This window comes from Paenibacillus tundrae, from assembly GCF_030812775.1.
Lineage (GTDB): Bacteria > Bacillota > Bacilli > Paenibacillales > Paenibacillaceae > Paenibacillus > Paenibacillus tundrae_A.
Genome location: NZ_JAUSTI010000006.1, coordinates 37,596 through 54,314 on the forward strand (window position 1 = coordinate 37,596; position 16,719 = coordinate 54,314).

The 16,719-nt window shown below is 45.8% G+C and carries 19 protein-coding genes; 17 read left to right on the forward strand and 2 right to left on the reverse strand.

What is annotated here, in order from left to right:
• Window positions 1–15: 15 nt before the first annotated feature.
• Window positions 16–771: an SDR family NAD(P)-dependent oxidoreductase gene (locus tag J2T19_RS12215; protein ID WP_307216012.1), complete on the reverse strand. Its 756-nt coding sequence runs from the start codon at window positions 769–771 to the stop codon at window positions 16–18.
• Between the two features lie 146 nt (window positions 772–917).
• On the opposite strand from J2T19_RS12215, the gene J2T19_RS12220 reads away from it, so the two are divergent.
• From J2T19_RS12220 to crcB (J2T19_RS12235), 4 genes are read left to right on the forward strand one after another with little or no spacing between them, the layout of a single operon-like run.
• Window positions 918–1,799, forward strand: a complete 882-nt coding sequence (locus J2T19_RS12220) for a LysR family transcriptional regulator (protein ID WP_307216015.1) — start codon at window positions 918–920, stop codon at window positions 1,797–1,799.
• Window positions 1,800–1,817: 18 nt separating this feature from the next.
• Window positions 1,818–3,125, forward strand: coding sequence for a replication-associated recombination protein A (locus J2T19_RS12225; RefSeq protein WP_307216017.1), 1,308 nt, complete (start codon window positions 1,818–1,820; stop codon window positions 3,123–3,125).
• 2 nt (window positions 3,126–3,127) lie between these two features.
• A complete protein-coding gene (crcB, locus tag J2T19_RS12230) occupies window positions 3,128–3,526 on the forward strand; it encodes a fluoride efflux transporter CrcB (protein ID WP_307216019.1) in 399 nt (132 codons plus the stop codon).
• Window positions 3,523–3,879, forward strand: a complete 357-nt coding sequence (gene crcB / locus J2T19_RS12235; protein WP_307216021.1) for a fluoride efflux transporter CrcB — start codon at window positions 3,523–3,525, stop codon at window positions 3,877–3,879. Before crcB (J2T19_RS12230) ends, crcB (J2T19_RS12235) begins: the two co-directional genes overlap by 4 nt.
• 186 nt (window positions 3,880–4,065) lie before the next feature.
• Here crcB (J2T19_RS12235) and mnmA read toward each other — a convergent pair whose 3' ends face one another.
• Window positions 4,066–5,190 carry a tRNA 2-thiouridine(34) synthase MnmA gene (gene mnmA / locus J2T19_RS12240; protein ID WP_307216022.1) on the reverse strand — a complete coding sequence of 375 codons (1,125 nt, stop codon included), beginning with the start codon at window positions 5,188–5,190 and terminating at the stop codon, window positions 4,066–4,068.
• A 438-nt stretch (window positions 5,191–5,628) separates the two neighbouring features.
• Between mnmA and cymR the strand changes: the two genes are divergently transcribed.
• The 13 genes from cymR (at window position 5,629) to J2T19_RS12305 (ending at window position 16,702) form a co-directional block, all read left to right on the forward strand.
• Window positions 5,629–6,048: a cysteine metabolism transcriptional regulator CymR gene (gene cymR, locus J2T19_RS12245; protein WP_056701259.1), complete on the forward strand. Its 420-nt coding sequence runs from the start codon at window positions 5,629–5,631 to the stop codon at window positions 6,046–6,048.
• A gap of 160 nt (window positions 6,049–6,208) precedes the next feature.
• Entirely contained in the window at window positions 6,209–7,360 is a 1,152-nt protein-coding gene (locus tag J2T19_RS12250) for a cysteine desulfurase family protein (protein ID WP_307216025.1), read from the forward strand.
• A gap of 165 nt (window positions 7,361–7,525) precedes the next feature.
• A complete protein-coding gene (locus J2T19_RS12255) occupies window positions 7,526–8,047 on the forward strand; it encodes a PRC-barrel domain-containing protein (RefSeq protein ID WP_056701263.1) in 522 nt (173 codons plus the stop codon).
• A 10-nt stretch (window positions 8,048–8,057) separates the two neighbouring features.
• Window positions 8,058–8,267, forward strand: coding sequence for a YrzR-like zinc ribbon domain (locus tag J2T19_RS12260; protein ID WP_024633070.1), 210 nt, complete (start codon window positions 8,058–8,060; stop codon window positions 8,265–8,267).
• 574 nt (window positions 8,268–8,841) lie between these two features.
• The gene (locus tag J2T19_RS12265; RefSeq protein WP_307216030.1) at window positions 8,842–9,909 is read left to right on the forward strand and encodes an AI-2E family transporter; all 1,068 of its coding nucleotides are present in this window, start codon (window positions 8,842–8,844) and stop codon (window positions 9,907–9,909) included.
• A gap of 126 nt (window positions 9,910–10,035) precedes the next feature.
• On the forward strand, window positions 10,036–10,200 hold the full coding sequence (locus tag J2T19_RS12270) for a hypothetical protein (RefSeq protein WP_307216032.1): 165 nt from the start codon (window positions 10,036–10,038) through the stop codon (window positions 10,198–10,200).
• A gap of 146 nt (window positions 10,201–10,346) precedes the next feature.
• A complete protein-coding gene (gene alaS / locus J2T19_RS12275) occupies window positions 10,347–12,977 on the forward strand; it encodes an alanine--tRNA ligase (protein ID WP_307216034.1) in 2,631 nt (876 codons plus the stop codon).
• A 232-nt stretch (window positions 12,978–13,209) separates the two neighbouring features.
• Window positions 13,210–13,470, forward strand: coding sequence for an IreB family regulatory phosphoprotein (locus tag J2T19_RS12280; RefSeq protein ID WP_056701269.1), 261 nt, complete (start codon window positions 13,210–13,212; stop codon window positions 13,468–13,470).
• Window positions 13,471–13,597: 127 nt separating this feature from the next.
• Window positions 13,598–14,014, forward strand: coding sequence for a Holliday junction resolvase RuvX (gene ruvX, locus J2T19_RS12285; protein WP_186380887.1), 417 nt, complete (start codon window positions 13,598–13,600; stop codon window positions 14,012–14,014).
• Window positions 14,015–14,026: 12 nt separating this feature from the next.
• Entirely contained in the window at window positions 14,027–14,326 is a 300-nt protein-coding gene (locus tag J2T19_RS12290) for a DUF1292 domain-containing protein (RefSeq protein ID WP_024633075.1), read from the forward strand.
• The gene (locus tag J2T19_RS12295) at window positions 14,327–14,641 is read left to right on the forward strand and encodes a DUF1292 domain-containing protein (protein ID WP_128103253.1); all 315 of its coding nucleotides are present in this window, start codon (window positions 14,327–14,329) and stop codon (window positions 14,639–14,641) included.
• A gap of 93 nt (window positions 14,642–14,734) precedes the next feature.
• Window positions 14,735–15,757, forward strand: a complete 1,023-nt coding sequence (gene mltG / locus J2T19_RS12300; RefSeq protein ID WP_307216510.1) for an endolytic transglycosylase MltG — start codon at window positions 14,735–14,737, stop codon at window positions 15,755–15,757.
• Between the two features lie 15 nt (window positions 15,758–15,772).
• On the forward strand, window positions 15,773–16,702 hold the full coding sequence (locus tag J2T19_RS12305) for a peptidase U32 family protein (RefSeq protein WP_307216039.1): 930 nt from the start codon (window positions 15,773–15,775) through the stop codon (window positions 16,700–16,702).
• Window positions 16,703–16,719 lie beyond the last annotated feature (17 nt).

Here is a 16,719-nt window from a genome sequence, read left to right on the forward strand (position 1 = left end):
TTTCCATGATTTACGTTACAATGTCTGACCAGCATCAACTGTAATTAATTGTCCTGTCATAGAGGGTTGTTCGAGGACGGCGCAGATCATATGGGCGATATCTTCACTAGGCGTAATTTTCTGTAGCAAAATACTCCCTGCCAACTGGCTCATTCGTTCTTCGTTGCCTGCCCACCAACGTGTAGACACTGCACCAGGGACAATGGCATTGACCCGGATATTAGGCGATAGAGCATGAGCGAGTGAGCGGGTTAAGCCATGTACGGCTGCTTTGGATACAGCGTAGGGAAGAGATGAACCTGAACCTGTGTTGCCTGCAATGCTCCCCAAGTTGACAATTGCACCGTGACCAGCCTGTTTCATTCCGTCTGAGACAGCACGTGCGCAATAAAACATGCCTTTGACATTCACATCGTACAATTCATTCCAGATGTCATCCGTTACAGATTCTAAATCAGGCAGTGGAATATGATGCGTAATGCTTGCATTGTTGACCAGTTGGGTTACAGGTCCATACGTTTCAGCAATTGCCGCGACCATACGACGAACCTCAAGATCAGATGCAACGTTAGCCTGGATGCTAATGGCTTGCCCACCTAATTCCCTAATAAACTGCACAGTTGCCTCGGCATCTTCACGCGAACGAGAGTAATTGATAACAACCTTCGCGCCTCGTTCTGCCAAAAGTATGCTGGTTGCTCGTCCGATGCCTGTACCACCTCCAGTAATTAAAACCACCTGCTCTGTCCAACGATGGTGTCGATTAGCCATACTTATTCATCCTCCTAGGGTGAAACAGCGATATGCTGTATTCAGATACCCTCAATTGTAGGACTGATCTGTCATACTGTATAATGATTGTTAATGATCTTGATATCATTAATAGTGATGTCAAGTGAGGAGGATATGATCATCAGATGGAGAGCGGAGATCTACGAATATTTCAAGTTGTAGCCCAGCAAGGCAATTTGACCAAGGCAGCGGAGCGCCTGGGATATGTGCAGTCCAATGTCACAGCGAGAATCAAATACTTAGAGGCAGAGGTCGGTACATTACTGTTCATTCGTCATAATCGGGGGATGACGTTATCTCCTGCGGGGGAGTTGCTGCTTACCTATGCGGATAAGATTATCGGATTGCTGAATGAGGCAGAGAAAGCACTATGTGCCACCGATGAGCCAGCAGGCCCGCTACGAATAGGCTCTACACAGACGGCTGCGGCTGTGCGATTGCCAGAGCTGTTTGCGAGTTATTATACGCTGTATCCATCGGTTTCCCTGTCATTAAGCACAGGGAACTCCCAATATCTAATAGATCAGGTACTGGGTTATGAGCTGGAAGGAGCCTTTATAGGCTGTTCATGTGATCATCCTGATCTCTCTGCGGTACCCATCTACGACGAGGAATTATTTATTGTATCCTCTGGCATTCGTCCAGAGAATCAAGAACTCGTTGAGAAGCCTGTTTTGGTGTACAGCATGGGGTGCTCTTACCGTCAAATTTTAGAAGATTGGTTACGAAGCAACGGTGTTAATCGTCCCGTAATTATGGAGTTTGGTACCCTTGAAGCCATTATCAGTGGGGTTACTTCAGGCATGGGGATTTCATTGTTACCCGAAATTGTGATTCGGCAACATCTGCAACAAGGATTACTGCGTAAACATTCACTTCCTTTGGGTATGAATCATATGATGACGTATTTTATCACTCGCAAAGATGCCTTTGTTAGTAGTGCTCTACGTGCATTTATGGATTTGCTACCGAAAGAATATGATATGATAGAGCGTAGAGGTCATTAGTTAAGGAAGTGATAGATCATGGATTTATTTTCATTTCAACAAGATTCACAGCCACAGGCAAGACTGCTCGCTGACCGGATGCGGCCAGAGCAGCTTGATGAATATATTGGACAAGAACACATTATTGGACAGGGGAAATTGCTGCGACGTGCGATCGAAGCGGATCAGATTTCCTCGATTTTATTATACGGCCCTCCAGGCTGTGGTAAGACAACCCTTGCTAACATCATCTCGAAGCATACACAGGGGCAATTTGTGCGTCTCAACGCAGTGGATGCCTCTGTCAAAGATGTGCGTGAAGTGATAGAACAGGCGCAGACGAACAAACAGCTGTATGGAACCAAAACGATTCTATTTCTGGATGAGGTTCATCGCTTCAATAGCTCTAGACAGGATGCGCTTCTTCCGGCAGTGGAGAAAGGTACGATTATTTTTATCGGGGCTACGACAGAGAATCCCTTTCACTATGTGAATGGAGCTTTAATGAGTCGTTCCACCCTGTTCCAGTTGGAGTCTTTAAACAAGGAGCATTCTCTGATTGCGATGCGTCGTGCGCTTACGGATGCAGACAAAGGGCTGGGCTTCATGGAGCTGACGGTAGACGAGGAAGCGCTAGAGCATATTGCTACGATGGCTAATGGGGATATTCGCCGAGCGTTAAATGCACTTGAACTAGCTGCCCTGACGACGCCACCGGAGAAGGATGGTACGATTCATATTACACTTGGTGTAGCGGAGGAATCGATTCGGCGTCCCATCGTAAAAGCGGATGAATCAACGCAGTATGATGTGTTATCTGCCTTCCACAAGAGCATTCGTGGTTCTAGTGATGCGGCATTATTCTGGTTTTTATATGCAGTGGAGAAACTCGGCATGGATCCGATGACATTTATTCGTCGCCTGATTGCAGCGAGCAGTGAGGACATTGGACTTGCTAACCCACAAGCGATGACACAAGCCATTGGCGCATTGGATGCATACCGGAACAACGGATGGCCTGAAGCCAAGCTGAACATTGCTCAAGCGATTCTATTCGCGGTAGAGAGCCCTAAATCGAATGCGGTGTACACAGCCATATCCAAAGCGATGAATGCCATCGATGAAGTGAAATCGGCAGAGGTTCCTCTTCATTTGAGGGATACCCATTACTCGGGCGCGGTGAAACTTGGACATGAAGGATATCAATATCCGCATAACTATCCAGGTCATTATGTGAAGCAGGAATACCTACCTAAGCAGCTATCACGCCGTGTATTTTACGAAGCGACAGAGCAGGGGAATGAATCGAAGATTCGGCTGAATCAACAGCGGCGCAGAGACCTGTAATTATGAAAGAATTCATATTTGTGGCGTGTGGTGGATTGGTAGGAACACTTACCCGGTATGGAGTACAGGTCTGGATACCAGCAGCGAATGAAGGTTTTCCTTGGGCGGTGCTGTTGATTAATGCGATTGGCAGCCTGTTCCTGGGGTGGTTCTTCACCGTTGCTATCCCGGGTAAAATAACACCTCAACTTCGCCTTGCGATTGGCACTGGATTTACAGGGGCGTTCACTACATTTTCCACGTTCAGTCTAGATATCGTGAGATTGATCGAGGGAGGACTATGGGAAAGATCTCTCATATACCTGTTTGTTAGTTTGGCTGCTGGGCTGCTTCTCTGTGGGCTTGGCATGAAAATTGGACATCGTATGCTCAGCAAATCGTCGGCAGGAGGTGCTTCATGATCCTGTGGATTGGGTGTGCGGGTATGGTGGGTGCATTGCTTCGTTATAGTCTGGGAAAATGGATTACGGGGTCCATTGGTACAGGGTTTCCGTGGGGAACCTGGATGATTAACATTAGTGGTTCTCTACTGCTGGGTTTGCTGTATGGTTGGCATCAGTCGGCGATAATACCGGATTGGTTATGGGTGGTAGGAGGTACAGGGTTCTGCGGAGCATATACCACCTTCTCCACCTTCGGATATGAAACACTTGGGTTGTTGAATCAAGCACGGTATGCCCGAGCTGCTGTGTATGTAGCTAGTTCAGTTGTGCTAGGTGTAGCCGCCGCTTATGTAGGAACCTGGATCGGTTGATGAGCAAGGAAATCAGTCGGGTTGCCAAGAAAGAAAAATTTATTTTTTTTGCAATAAAAAGCAGGAAAAAAGCCATCCTTCATGGTATACATGAAAGATGGCTTTTCTTATCGAGATACAAGGCTTTCTTTATGAGGAAGGAAGGACTCTGCAAACAGCCCAACACGACATTATAAAGAGCGCTTGTTATTGCATTGCAGGTACAGGTACTTTTTGTACCTGATCAATAGTTCCACCGCCCAGACATACTTCTCCGTCGTAGAAAACGACAGCTTGTCCTGGTGTAATGGCTTTTTGCTGCTGGTCGAATTGTACATCGACACTACCGTCTTCTTGCCATGTCAGCGTTACGCCTTGATCTGGCTGGCGATAGCGGAATTTCGCGGTACAGCGGAACGGAACGTTAGGCACATTCTCTGCGCCGGCAATCCAGTTTACACCAGTTGCTGTGAGACCTGTTGAGTACAAGCTTGCATGGGCATCGCCCTGTACAACAAGCAGTTGATTACGCTCCAGATCCTTATCAGCAACAAACCATGGCTCACCATTACCAGACCCACCAATTCCGAGACCTTGGCGTTGTCCAAGTGTGTAGTACATGAGGCCATCATGACGACCTTTGACTTCACCGGTAACGATATCGACCATATCTCCACCTTTGGCAGGAAGGTAGTTACTCAGGAACTCTTTGAAGTTGCGCTCACCAATAAAGCATACACCTGTACTATCTTTTTTCTTCGCAGTGTACAGACCGGCTGCTTCAGCAATTTTGCGTACTTCCGGTTTGGGAAGGTGACCGATCGGGAACATTGCTTTGGATAGCTGGTTCTGATTGAGTGCGTTAAGGAAATAAGTCTGATCCTTGTTATTGTCCACACCACGCAGCAGTTTGAATTGACCATCCTCTTCAACAAGGCGGGCATAGTGACCTGTTGCTACATAATCTGCACCCAGATCAAGCGCTTTGTTCAGGAATTCGCCGAACTTAATCTCACGATTACACATGACATCAGGATTTGGCGTACGACCTGACTTATATTCATCAAGGAAATAGGAAAATACTTTATCAAAGTATTCTTTCTCGAAGTTGACAGTGTAGTATGGAATGCCGATCTGTTCACAAACCCGGCGCACATCCTCTGAATCTTCTTCAGCGGTACAGTGGCCGAACTCGTCTGTGTCATCCCAGTTTTTCATGAAAATGCCGATGACATCGTATCCTTGCTCTTTTAATAAGAGTGCAGTTACGGAAGAATCGACACCCCCGGACATGCCAACGACGACCCGTGTATTTTCAATTGTTTTGGACATCGTTATCACCACTTCTATATATAAATGTGTTTCGTTCTCGTTCCTTATCATATCAGAAAGTGAAAGCCTCGGAGCATCCTCTTTCTAATAAGGTAAGAAACATTTTCGCTGAATGCGATCAAGCTTCTATGAAGCACGTCCATGGACGCTTTTCTTATTTTAGCATAACCTGGTCTAAGTTACGATACACCCGGCCAATTTTGGATAGTGTCCACTGTAGGCGTACATTTTTTGAAAATCGTCAATCTTTGTTTTCCATAACGCAGACAGATATGTTAACATTAGCTGAGGGTTATGATCGGAATACGTAGGATTAGAAGTATAAGACCTGTATTTTCCCATTCTTAACCACACCATAAGGGAAAGACGGTCATGAATCACATAGGGTAAGTTCAGATTTATCGTGCGTTTTTTCGAAAATTGAAAGAGGTGACTCCTTTGAAGATATCAACAAAAGGCCGTTACGGTCTCACAATCATGATGGAGCTGGCTGCAAGAACAGGCGAAGGCCCTACATCACTTAAAAGCATTGCCGAGCGTAACCAGCTTTCCGAGCATTATCTGGAGCAACTGATCGCTCCGCTGCGTAATGCAGGACTTGTTAAAAGTATTCGGGGTGCATACGGTGGCTACATTCTGGCAGGGGATCCTGCGACAGTAACCGCAGGTGACGTGATTCGCGTACTGGAAGGGCCAATCTCTCCGGTGGACTTCACCGAAGAGGATGACCCAGCTAAGCGGGATCTATGGCTGCGTATTCGTGATAGCATTGCAGAGGTGCTGGATTCCACGACATTGAAGGATCTTATTACGTTCGAAGATCAGGAGAAAAAAGACAGCTATATGTTCTACATTTAATGAAATGTTTCATATCTAAATAAGATGACGAGCATCAGAGATCACACATATAAAGCCCCCATTAATGGGGGCTTTAGCCATGCAACGAGCTATTTAAGCATATTTATACATGTGAATTTAATTGCGAATTCGTACTTTAACGATAACGGAGTGAAGTGAAATGCAAAGAATCTACCTGGATCACGCTGCATCCACACCAATGCATCCACAAGTCGCAGAAGCGATGATGAAAGTTATGACAGAGCAATATGGGAATGCGTCTAGTATTCATGCATTTGGACGAGATGCCAAACGCGTTGTCAGTGGCTCAAGAGATGCTGTAGCAAAGGCTTTGGGTTGTTTGCCGGACGAGCTAGTATTCACTGGGGGTGGAACGGAAAGTGATAATTTAGCTATTTTTGGTGCGGTGTCAGCAAGAAAAGATCGTGGACGTCATGTCATTACAACGGAGATTGAACATCATGCCGTATTGCATACATGTCAAGAATTGGAGCGTCAAGGATACGAAGTAACTTATCTGCCTGTTGATCAACACGGAAGAATTAACTTGGATGAGTTACGTGATGCTATTCGCCCAGACACGATTCTGATTACGATTATGTTTGCCAACAATGAAGTGGGTACCATTCAGCCTATACGTGAGATTGGTGAGCTTGCAAGACAACATGATATCTGGTTCCATACTGATGCGGTTCAAGCATTGGGTACACAACAAATTTCCTGTCATGACTTGCCTGTGGATTTGATTAGTTTCTCTGCTCACAAAATCAATGGACCACAAGGTGTCGGTGCACTCTATGTGCGGCGTGGCGTTGTACTGGAAGCAAGAGCACATGGAGGGTTGCAGGAGCGGCAGAGACGTGCGGGAACAGAGAATATGGCTGGCATTGCTGGATTCGCTGAAGCATTAAGACTTGTCTCGGCAGAACAACAATTGCGTTACGAGCATGATCTGCAGCTTAGAGCATTGTTGCTTCAACAGCTGGAAGAGCACGTAGGGGCAGAGCATTTTCATGTGAACGGCCACCCCGAATTCACGCTTCCCAACATTATAAATATTAGCTTCCCTGAAGTGTCCACGGAAACGATGTTAATGAACCTCGATATGGAGGGGATTGCTGTTGCCAGCGGCTCGGCATGTACATCAGGTTCTCTTGAATTGTCCCATGTGCTCAAAGCGATGAAGCTTCCAGAAGCATTTTTGCATTCAGCGATTCGTTTTAGCTGGGGATTGGGTAATACTACGGAAGAAATCAGGATAACCGCCGAAAAAATTGGAACCATTCTTGGGCGACTGCGTAATAGACCCTAAGGGGATCTTTACACATGGGACATAAGGAGGGAAGAAGTTCCATTTCATCGGTTGGATAGAGCGGTTTGGATGTTGGTATCTGATTGCCATTCATAAGCTTTGGGCATACCTAACAATGATAGCACCGCGCCTATTTAATGATAAGAAGATGAGGGGGACCCTACGATGAAGCTTCAGGAAATGATCGGTCTAGCTGTTTTTGATGTTGAGGATGGCAAACAGGTCGGCAAAATCCAGGATTTCATTGTGAGTGACGATTGGAAAATTGAAGGCATTGAACTTGAGAACAAAGGCCTGTTTACCAGTCATGTCAAAATCGTGCAGTGGCAAGATATCGTTGCCTACGGCGAAGATGCCGTCATGATCCGTAATCAACAGGCTGTCCGCAAGACGGGAGCCGACGACATAAAACATACGTACCTTCTCGGTCAGTCTAAATTGAAGGAGAGAAATGTACTTACTGAAGAGGGTTTGTTATTAGGACGAATCTCTGATGTTTATTTTGACCAAGAGTTGGGAAATACAATAATAGGGATTGAAATTACGGACGGGTTCGTGTCCGATCTGATCGAGGGCCGTAAATGGCTGCCATGTACAAGCGATATGTCTATCGGGGAAAATGCCGTTATGGTACCTCCACTGAGTGAGCAGCGCTTGGAAAATGCCATTCATTCTGTTAATGGATAGGTGAATGAATATGAAATGTCCAAACTGTAGTTCCAAAGATATCGGGAAAATTGGTTCCCACCAGTTCTATTGCTGGGGATGCTTTATCGAATTAACGGTGAACGGAGAGAAGATGTCCGTGTATCAGGTAGAAGAAGACGGCACACTTAGCTCACTCGATGACTTGTTCTTCGGTGAAGAGTTGCCACAAGACTTCCCTCACCTGCACGCCTCTTCTTAAAGAGGTTGTTCAAAAAGTCCGCTTTTGATTACGAAAGATGCGCGAGTGGCATCTCAACGTCGAATATGGGATTCAGCCGAAATGTCCGTTGCTCACGTAGTTTTGCCTACGCTCCGCTACTCCATTTCTAGCTTCATCCCATCTTCTTGGTACTGAAAACCGACCTTTTTGAACACGTACTTAAAGTCAACGAACTTCCTCTATATGCGGTTTGATGACAGTTTATGTCGTTAAATGCTGTTGCAATATGCGGGACAGGGCATATAGATGTGTGGTTACATAGTAATTCATAGAGTATGACATAATATATGCTCGACTGGATTACAACATGCGCCTCCTTCTCAGTGAGAAGGAGGCGTTTTTTGCGTCTAGAGATAGTGCGTGTTCGATAAATGCGTTTTCGGGCTTTTTTGAACAACCTCTAGTACGTGTCTGAAGATTCCGAGGTATGCAACAGGGGCGAAAAGGCGGTAAAAGATGCACTTCAGCGAGTTTTGAGACACGTCCTGATAATAAATATTCTCTTTCCTACATATACTGACTTTCAGAGCCAGTCCAAAAGGGAGAGATACAAGTGGAGCAATTAACCAAACACAAGCTGTTCCGTTACGCCATCTGGCTGCTACTGGGCTTGATTATTTTATATTTTATCTGGCTGTTAAGGCCATTGCTGCTTCATATATATGGATTTCTGAAAACAGTTCTGGCACCTTTTATCGTAGCCCTTATCATATCTTATGTTCTGAATCCAATTGTAAGTATGCTAGGTGGGCGTAAAGTGCCGAGGACAATTGCAGTCCTGCTGATTTATGCTTTTTTCCTAACCTGTATCGGCGTGATCTTAATGAATGTGATTCCTGTATTGATTGAACAACTGGAAGAGTTGAATGAACATATGCCAGAGCTTTCGATGCGAGCCCAAAGTTTAATGAATAGCATGGATAACAAGTTAATGCCGCCAAGCGTGCGCACGGGTATGAATAGCTGGTTTTTTCAGATGGAGGATCGGCTGACACAAGGGATTACGGTGCTGATGGATAATATCGGAGCTACAATTAACGTATTGTTCAACGTATTTATCGTGCCTTTTCTTATTTTCTATATGCTTAAGGACTTTGAAGTATTTGAGCGTACCGTTGTTGCCTACTTACCCCGCTCACGTCGCAAGGCCATTGTTTCAGTTATGAAAGAGATTGATGCTGCATTGGGCAATTACATTCGTGGGCAATTTATTGTATGTGTGATCGTGGGGATTTTCGCCTACATCGGTTACGTGATTGTCGATATGCCCTATGCCTTACTACTCGCAAGCATTGTTGCTGTGTTTAATATTGTTCCTTATCTGGGGCCGTTCCTGGGGGCAGCGCCTGCAGTCGTAATGGCGTCCACCGTATCTCTCAAAATGGTGCTGTTCGTGATCATCGTCAATACGTTATGTCAGGTATTAGAAAGTAACGTCATATCACCACAGGTGGTTGGGCGAACATTGCACCTGCACCCGCTGTCCATTATCTTTGCCCTTCTCGTCGGGGGAGAGCTAGCTGGTATTGTTGGACTTATTCTTGCCGTACCTGTCTTTGCAGTCCTGAAAGTGATTATGCAGCATTTCTTCGCATATTACATTAAGCGAAGGATTGAATAAAGCCAGTCTGGAAGCGGAAGTGACATGCGTTGACACCTGATAGGCATATCGATATAATGAGGGGGGTATATTCACAATATGAAATCGATGATGAAATCAAGTATGTCGAGGTTCCTTTCTCAGAGAATGGACTCCTTCGGAGCAGATGCAATTAAGTTTGAGTCTGTCCGATGGCTGGAAGAGTCTTGGAAGTTGAAGCGGCAGAAAGCTAATTTCGGAGTGCAGGACAACCCTGCCGGAAGCGACCGTTATTCGCATCAACGAGGCGATTGTCTATTTATCCTTGAATAAATGGCAATAACCAGGGTGGTACCGCGATAACATCGTCCCTGATCTAATCAGGGGCGTTTTTTGTGTTGTTTTTATCGTATTGTAATGATTAACGAACCGGGGAATCACAGCACCGGACATTATAATTAAATTGGAGGAAGACCAACATGAAAGCTAGTGAAATTCGGTCTAAATGGTTAGAGTTTTTTGCAAGTAAAGGTCATAAAATTGAACCAAGTGCATCCCTTGTACCTCACAATGATCCATCTCTGTTGTGGATTAATGCAGGGATGGCGCCACTCAAACCGTATTTTGATGGGCGTGAGAAGCCAGAGAATCCGCGTCTTGCGAACTCGCAAAAATGTATTCGTACGAATGATATCGAAAATGTCGGCAAAACGCGCCGTCACCATACATTTTTCGAAATGTTAGGTAACTTCTCCATTGGTGATTACTTCAAGGAAGAGACCATCGAATGGGCATGGGAATTCCTGACAAGCAAAGAGTGGATTGGTTTCGACCCAGAGCGTCTGTCCGTAACGGTATATCCAGAAGACGAAGAAGCGTTCAAGCTGTGGAATGAAAAGATTGGTCTACCGGCAGAACGGATTATTAAGCTGGACGAGAACTTCTGGGACATCGGTGAAGGCCCTTGTGGACCATGTACGGAGATTTTCTATGACCGCGGCGAAGCTTATGGCAACGATATGAATGATCCTGAGATGTATCCAGGTGGGGAGAATGAGCGGTACCTCGAAGTATGGAACTTGGTATTCTCACAATTCAATCACAATAAAGATGGCAGCTACACACCGCTTCCGAACAAAAATATTGATACAGGTGCAGGCCTTGAGCGGTTTGCTTCCATTCTTCAAAATGTGGATTCCAACTTTGATACCGATCTGTTCCAACCGATGATTCAGAGAACAGCGGCACTTGCCGGTGTTAAATATAATGATAGCGTGGAGATCGACGTTGCGCTTAAAGTGATTGCGGATCACATCCGTACGGTTTCTTTTGCTGTAGGTGATGGTATTCTGCCAGGTAATGATGGCCGTGGATATGTAATCCGTCGTTTGCTCCGCCGCGCAGTGCGCTACGGTAAAGTACTTGGACTAGACCGTCCGTTCCTGTATGAACTGACAACAACTGTTGGTGAAGTTATGGGCATGTACTATCCAGAAGTGGTCGAGAAGCAGGAGTTCATTGCTAAAGTGATCAAAACGGAAGAAGAGCGTTTCCACGAAACACTTAGCGATGGATTGGCGATTCTAGCTGATATTAGTGCAGCAGCTAAAGCGGAAGGACGCACGGTTATCAATGGTCCAGAAGCTTTCAAATTGTATGACACATATGGATTCCCGTTTGATCTCACAGAAGACTATGCAGCTGAGAATGGCCTCACGGTAGATCGTGAAGGATTCGATGTATCGATGCAGAGACAACGTGATCTTGGACGTGCAGGTCGTCAAGAGAACGAAAGTATGAAGGCTCAAGGTGGCCCTCTTGCTGATCTGGAGGTTAAAAGCGAGTTTGTTGGTTATACTGACCTGTTGAAGGAAGCAAAAGTGGTAGCTATCGTTGCTGACGAAGCACTTGTGGATGCTGTCGGTGAAGGGCAGTCTTGCCAAGTCATCCTTGACCAGACGCCGTTCTATGCGGAAAGTGGCGGACAAGTCAGTGACCAAGGTCTATTGCGCGGAGCTAACATGACTGCTAAAGTCCAAGGTTTGTTCAAAGCTCCAATGGGACAACATGTGCATTTGGTTGTGGTAGAAGCTGGTGAGCTGCGTGTAGGTGATGTCATTAAAGCAGAGGTGGATGCGTCCAAACGTGGGGATATTATTAAAAACCATACGGCAACCCACTTGTTGCACAAAGCGCTCAAGGATGTACTAGGAACTCACGTTAATCAAGCAGGATCATTGGTTGAACCACAGCGTCTGCGTTTTGACTTCTCTCACTTCGGTAGCATTACACCGGAAGAATTGACGGAAATCGAGCGTCAGGTCAACGAGCAGATCTGGAATCGCTTGGACGTGAACATTGAATTGAAGGCGATCGATGAGGCCAAGGAAATGGGCGCAATGGCGCTATTTGGTGAAAAATACGGGGATATCGTGCGCGTAGTTCAAGTAGGAGACTACAGTTTGGAACTTTGCGGCGGTTGCCACGTAAATAATACATCGGAGATTGGTATTTTCAAATTAGTAAGTGAAAGTGGAATTGGTTCCGGTGTACGCCGCATTGAGGCTGTAACTGGTCGTGGTGCGTACCTCTATGTTGAAAGCCAATTAGAACTGTTGAAACAATCCGCTTCCTTGCTCAAAGCAAATGTTGCTGATGTGCCTAAACGGATCGAAGGTTTGAATCAACAATTAAAAGAAGCCGCAAGAGAAGCTGAATCCCTGCAAAGCAAGCTAAGCGCAATGGAAGCAGGTCAACTGACCGACCAAGTTGTACAAGCTGGTAACACACAAGTGCTAGCGGCTCGTGTTGATGCTCCGAACATGGATGCACTGCGGACTGTAGCGGATGAACTCAAGGCAAAACTGCCTAATGCGGTTCTCGTATTGGGTGCGCCTGCAGATGGTAAAGTGAACTTTGTTGTTGCTGTACCTGCAGAGCAAGTGAAGCAAGGGCTTCATGCGGGCAAGATTGTCAAAGAAGTTGCAGCTGTGTGCGGCGGCGGCGGCGGTGGACGCCCTGATATGGCACAAGCTGGAGGTAAGGACGCATCCAAGCTGGATGAAGCACTGAAAGTGGCTGTATCACTTGTAAGTGAGCATGTTGTTTAATTCTAACGAAATCAATTGAATTGAACATCTACAGAGGATGAAGCGAATATAAATTACTGTTTTCAGTTACGAATGAACAGAAGCAACTTGCTGTAAACAGCAACAGTCAAGCAAAAAACACAATTCGCTTCTCCTTTGTTTACTCGTGACAGTCAGAATATGTTATTATATAAGCAGAAATCAATTCGGCAGGACATGGTCCCCATGTTCATGCAGGAGCGAGGTGTCATCAATGGACTCCATGGATAAGACGGTTAAATTTAATGTGAAAGCTGACGAGCAGGAGGCATCATCCCAAGAGATTCTTCTCACGGTATATGATGCACTGGTCGATAAGGAGTATAATCCTATCAACCAGATTGTCGGGTATCTGATCTCTGGCGACCCCGCATACATCCCTCGTCACAACAATGCACGCAGCCTGGTTCGGAAAAAGGAGCGTGATGAGCTCATTGAAGAGCTTGTACGTTCTTATCTGGCCAATCACCGGTAATGTACACCGCTTCCGCTGTGATGCAACCCATGTAAGGCAGCGGAAAATGAACCGACAGTAGTCAGCCTGAAGCTTGAGAGAGAGGATGATTCATCCTCCTAAGCAGGCTTGAGGATGGGAGAGCATGATGAAAATATTAGGTTTGGATTATGGGGACCGAAGAATCGGAGTTGCTGTTAGTGACGCCTTCGGTTGGACTGCCCAGGGATTGGAAGTGCTTGAACGCCGCCGGGATGAAGGTGAGTTCGGTCGAATTGCCGAGCTTGTGCGCGAGCACGAGGTTAGCGAGATCGTTGTAGGGCTCCCCAAAAACATGAACGGCACCGTAGGGCCGCGTGGTGAAATCTGTATCGATTTTGCCGAACGCCTACGAGGCGAACTGAATTTACCTGTTCACCTTTGGGATGAACGGCTGACAACCATGGCAGCGGAAAGAACGCTGATTGAAGCGGATGTCAGTCGGAAAAAACGCAAGCAGGTTGTGGACAAAATGGCCGCAAGCTTGATTTTGCAAAACTATTTAGATGCCAACAGTAAAAGGTGAGGGGGATCAACAATGGCTGAAGATCAACTGGGTATGGAAGAAGAATCGGAGATTATTTACATCGCGGATGACGAGGGCAATGAAGAAGAATTCGAAGTCATCATGAAGTTTGAAGTAGATGGTTCGGAGGCCAAGTACATGATGGTTGCTCCGGTTGAGCCCGAGGATGGAGAGACGGATGTATATGCATTCCGTTACGAAGAAGAGGGCGACGACATTAAACTTTTCGTCATCCAAGATGATGCCGAATGGGATATCGTTGAGGAGACGTTTAATACATTTCTAGCTGAAGATGAAGAGGAAGCGAACTAAATGACTGAATACAGCCGCAAAGACCTAAAATGGACAGATTCACTGCGTTTGGCTTTTGGTGCTCACGTTGAGCTCGAGGAAGAGAACGGGAAATCACATCCCTACGACTTGCTGGCTGAATTCGAAGTGCATGGTCAGCAATACGCCGTACTTCGAAGCTCATTGCGTCCTTATGACGAAGTTGAACTTCTGAGAGTATTGCCAGGTAGTGAAGACCAGATCATGCCGGAGTTAGTGACGATTGACGATGATGAAGAATGGGAGAACATCTCGGAATTATACGATGAATGTACACTTCCCATTGATGAAGATTAATCAGCTTCAAATTGAAGAAACCGGAAGGGCGGAGAAGTCCGCTCTTTTTGGTTGTGTAAAGGAGTTGTTTCTTTTTTGAAAGGGAAAGTCTGGATGATCCTTCTGCTTGTCATTGTTATAGCTGCCGGTGGAGCTGGTGCTTATGCCTGGAACTTGACGCGTCCACTCGAAGCTTCAACAGAGCCGATCGTTTTTGAGATCAAAAGTGGAACTGGAACATCAAAAATTGCAGAACAACTACAGCAAGAAGGCCTTATTCGAAGTGGTCTAGCTTTTAAAGGTTATTTAAAATGGAAGAAGCAAGGGTCGAATTTTATGGCAGGCACCTATTCGATGAATCCAGGTGTGTCATATGAGGAGATCGTGAACAAGCTGAATAGTGGTGAGGTTGTACCCGAGGAAATGGTGAAATTTACGATTCCGGAAGGGTATACTGTGCTGCAAATGGCAGATAAATTGTCAGAAGAAGGCATTGTGGACCGCGATGAATTTATCAAGCTTGCCAATGACCCTTCTGCCTTTGATGTAGATATTATTAAAGATATTCCAGTAGATGAAGAGCTGCGTTATGTGCTCGAAGGGTATCTGTTCCCAGAAACCTATGAACTCAAAAAGGACAGCTCTACTCATGATGTCATGCAGCGCATGCTAGAGGAGTTCCAGACCAAAGTGAATTCAATTCCGGATCTGGAGAAAGAGCTGCAAGAGAAGAAGCTGTCATTGCATGAATTGCTGACCATCGCTTCGTTAGTGGAGAGAGAAGTTGTCGTCGATGCGGAACGTCCTCTAGTCGCGGGCGTGATCTATAATCGGATTCATCAGGACATGAAGCTGGAGATTGACGCTACAGTGCAGTATTTGTTGGACAAGCCAAAGGCTAGATTGCTCTTCAAGGATCTAAAGGTAGAGAGTCCCTACAATATGTATCTGAACAAAGGGTTACCTCCGGGCCCCATCGCAAGTCCAAGTCTCCCGTCCATTCAGGCGGCACTTCAACCAGAAGCTTCAGAATACCTGTTTTATGTAACCAAAAAGGATGGTTCGTCTGAGCATTTGTTTGCCAAAACGTATAAGGAACATCAGCAAAATATAGCCAAGAGTAAGGCTGCGCAATAAGCGGAGGGGATGTATATGAGTAAGAAACATGAACTGCTGGTTACGGCAGCGAATGTAAATGAAGCAGAGGTGCTGTTACAGGCAGGTGCGGATGCCCTGTTAGTTGGGGATGATCGATTCGGTATGCGGCTTCCTGGTAGCTTCACTATTGAAGAGACAGCAAAGGTCGTAGAAATTGCAACTCAACATCAGGCACGCGTCTATGTATCTATGACGAACTTGATGTCTAATGATCTGCTGAAGGAACTGCCTGAGTATGTGCAAGCATTGGGCAAAATCGGTGTACACGGAGTGGAGTTCAATGATCCGTCAGTGCTTGGAGCTATTCGAGAATACGCTCCGCACATTCAGCTTCATTGGAATGCAGAGATGACTTCAACTAACTATGCCACCGCCAACTACTGGGGGACAAAAGGTGCTAGTCGTGTCGTATTGGCTCGCGAGCTGAACATGGACGAAATTACGGAAATGGTTCCTCTTCTGAAGGTGGAGGCTCAGGTACAGGTACATGGGATGACTAATATTTATCATTCCAAGCGTAGTCTCGTACAAAGTTATATGGCGCATCAGGGTCGTCCTGTGGAAGGACATTTGGGCAAAGAGCGTGGTTTGTTCTTGATTGAAGCTGAGCGACGGGATGAGAAATTTCCGATCTATGAAGATGTGAATGGGACACATATTATGAGTTCAGAGGATATTTGCATTTTGGAGGATCTACATTTGCTAATGGAGGCAGGCGTGCATAGCTTGAAGGTTGAAGGCATTTTGAAGCCACTAGCCTACAATGTAGCTGTAGTTAAAGCCTATCGAAAAGCAATTGATCATTATATCTCAGATCCGGATGCATATGCTTTCTCTGAGGACTGGCTGGATGAAGTGCGTGAATTGCAAGATCCTGAACGGGAATTATCATTTGGATTTTTCTACAAAGAACAGGTGTATTAATAGAAGAGGTGAAGAAA

Coding starts and splice junctions, on each gene's coding strand:
- J2T19_RS12215 (WP_307216012.1), bottom strand. CDS start 771: ATGGCTAATCGACACCATCGTTGGACAGAGCAGGTGGTTTTAATTACT.
- J2T19_RS12220 (WP_307216015.1), top strand. CDS start 918: ATGGAGAGCGGAGATCTACGAATATTTCAAGTTGTAGCCCAGCAAGGC.
- J2T19_RS12225 (WP_307216017.1), top strand. CDS start 1,818: ATGGATTTATTTTCATTTCAACAAGATTCACAGCCACAGGCAAGACTG.
- crcB (WP_307216019.1), top strand. CDS start 3,128: ATGAAAGAATTCATATTTGTGGCGTGTGGTGGATTGGTAGGAACACTT.
- crcB (WP_307216021.1), top strand. CDS start 3,523: ATGATCCTGTGGATTGGGTGTGCGGGTATGGTGGGTGCATTGCTTCGT.
- mnmA (WP_307216022.1), bottom strand. CDS start 5,190: ATGTCCAAAACAATTGAAAATACACGGGTCGTCGTTGGCATGTCCGGG.
- J2T19_RS12250 (WP_307216025.1), top strand. CDS start 6,209: ATGCAAAGAATCTACCTGGATCACGCTGCATCCACACCAATGCATCCA.
- J2T19_RS12255 (WP_056701263.1), top strand. CDS start 7,526: ATGAAGCTTCAGGAAATGATCGGTCTAGCTGTTTTTGATGTTGAGGAT.
- J2T19_RS12260 (WP_024633070.1), top strand. CDS start 8,058: ATGAAATGTCCAAACTGTAGTTCCAAAGATATCGGGAAAATTGGTTCC.
- J2T19_RS12270 (WP_307216032.1), top strand. CDS start 10,036: ATGGACTCCTTCGGAGCAGATGCAATTAAGTTTGAGTCTGTCCGATGG.
- alaS (WP_307216034.1), top strand. CDS start 10,347: ATGAAAGCTAGTGAAATTCGGTCTAAATGGTTAGAGTTTTTTGCAAGT.
- J2T19_RS12280 (WP_056701269.1), top strand. CDS start 13,210: ATGGACTCCATGGATAAGACGGTTAAATTTAATGTGAAAGCTGACGAG.
- ruvX (WP_186380887.1), top strand. CDS start 13,598: ATGAAAATATTAGGTTTGGATTATGGGGACCGAAGAATCGGAGTTGCT.
- J2T19_RS12290 (WP_024633075.1), top strand. CDS start 14,027: ATGGCTGAAGATCAACTGGGTATGGAAGAAGAATCGGAGATTATTTAC.
- J2T19_RS12295 (WP_128103253.1), top strand. CDS start 14,327: ATGACTGAATACAGCCGCAAAGACCTAAAATGGACAGATTCACTGCGT.
- mltG (WP_307216510.1), top strand. CDS start 14,735: ATGATCCTTCTGCTTGTCATTGTTATAGCTGCCGGTGGAGCTGGTGCT.
- J2T19_RS12305 (WP_307216039.1), top strand. CDS start 15,773: ATGAGTAAGAAACATGAACTGCTGGTTACGGCAGCGAATGTAAATGAA.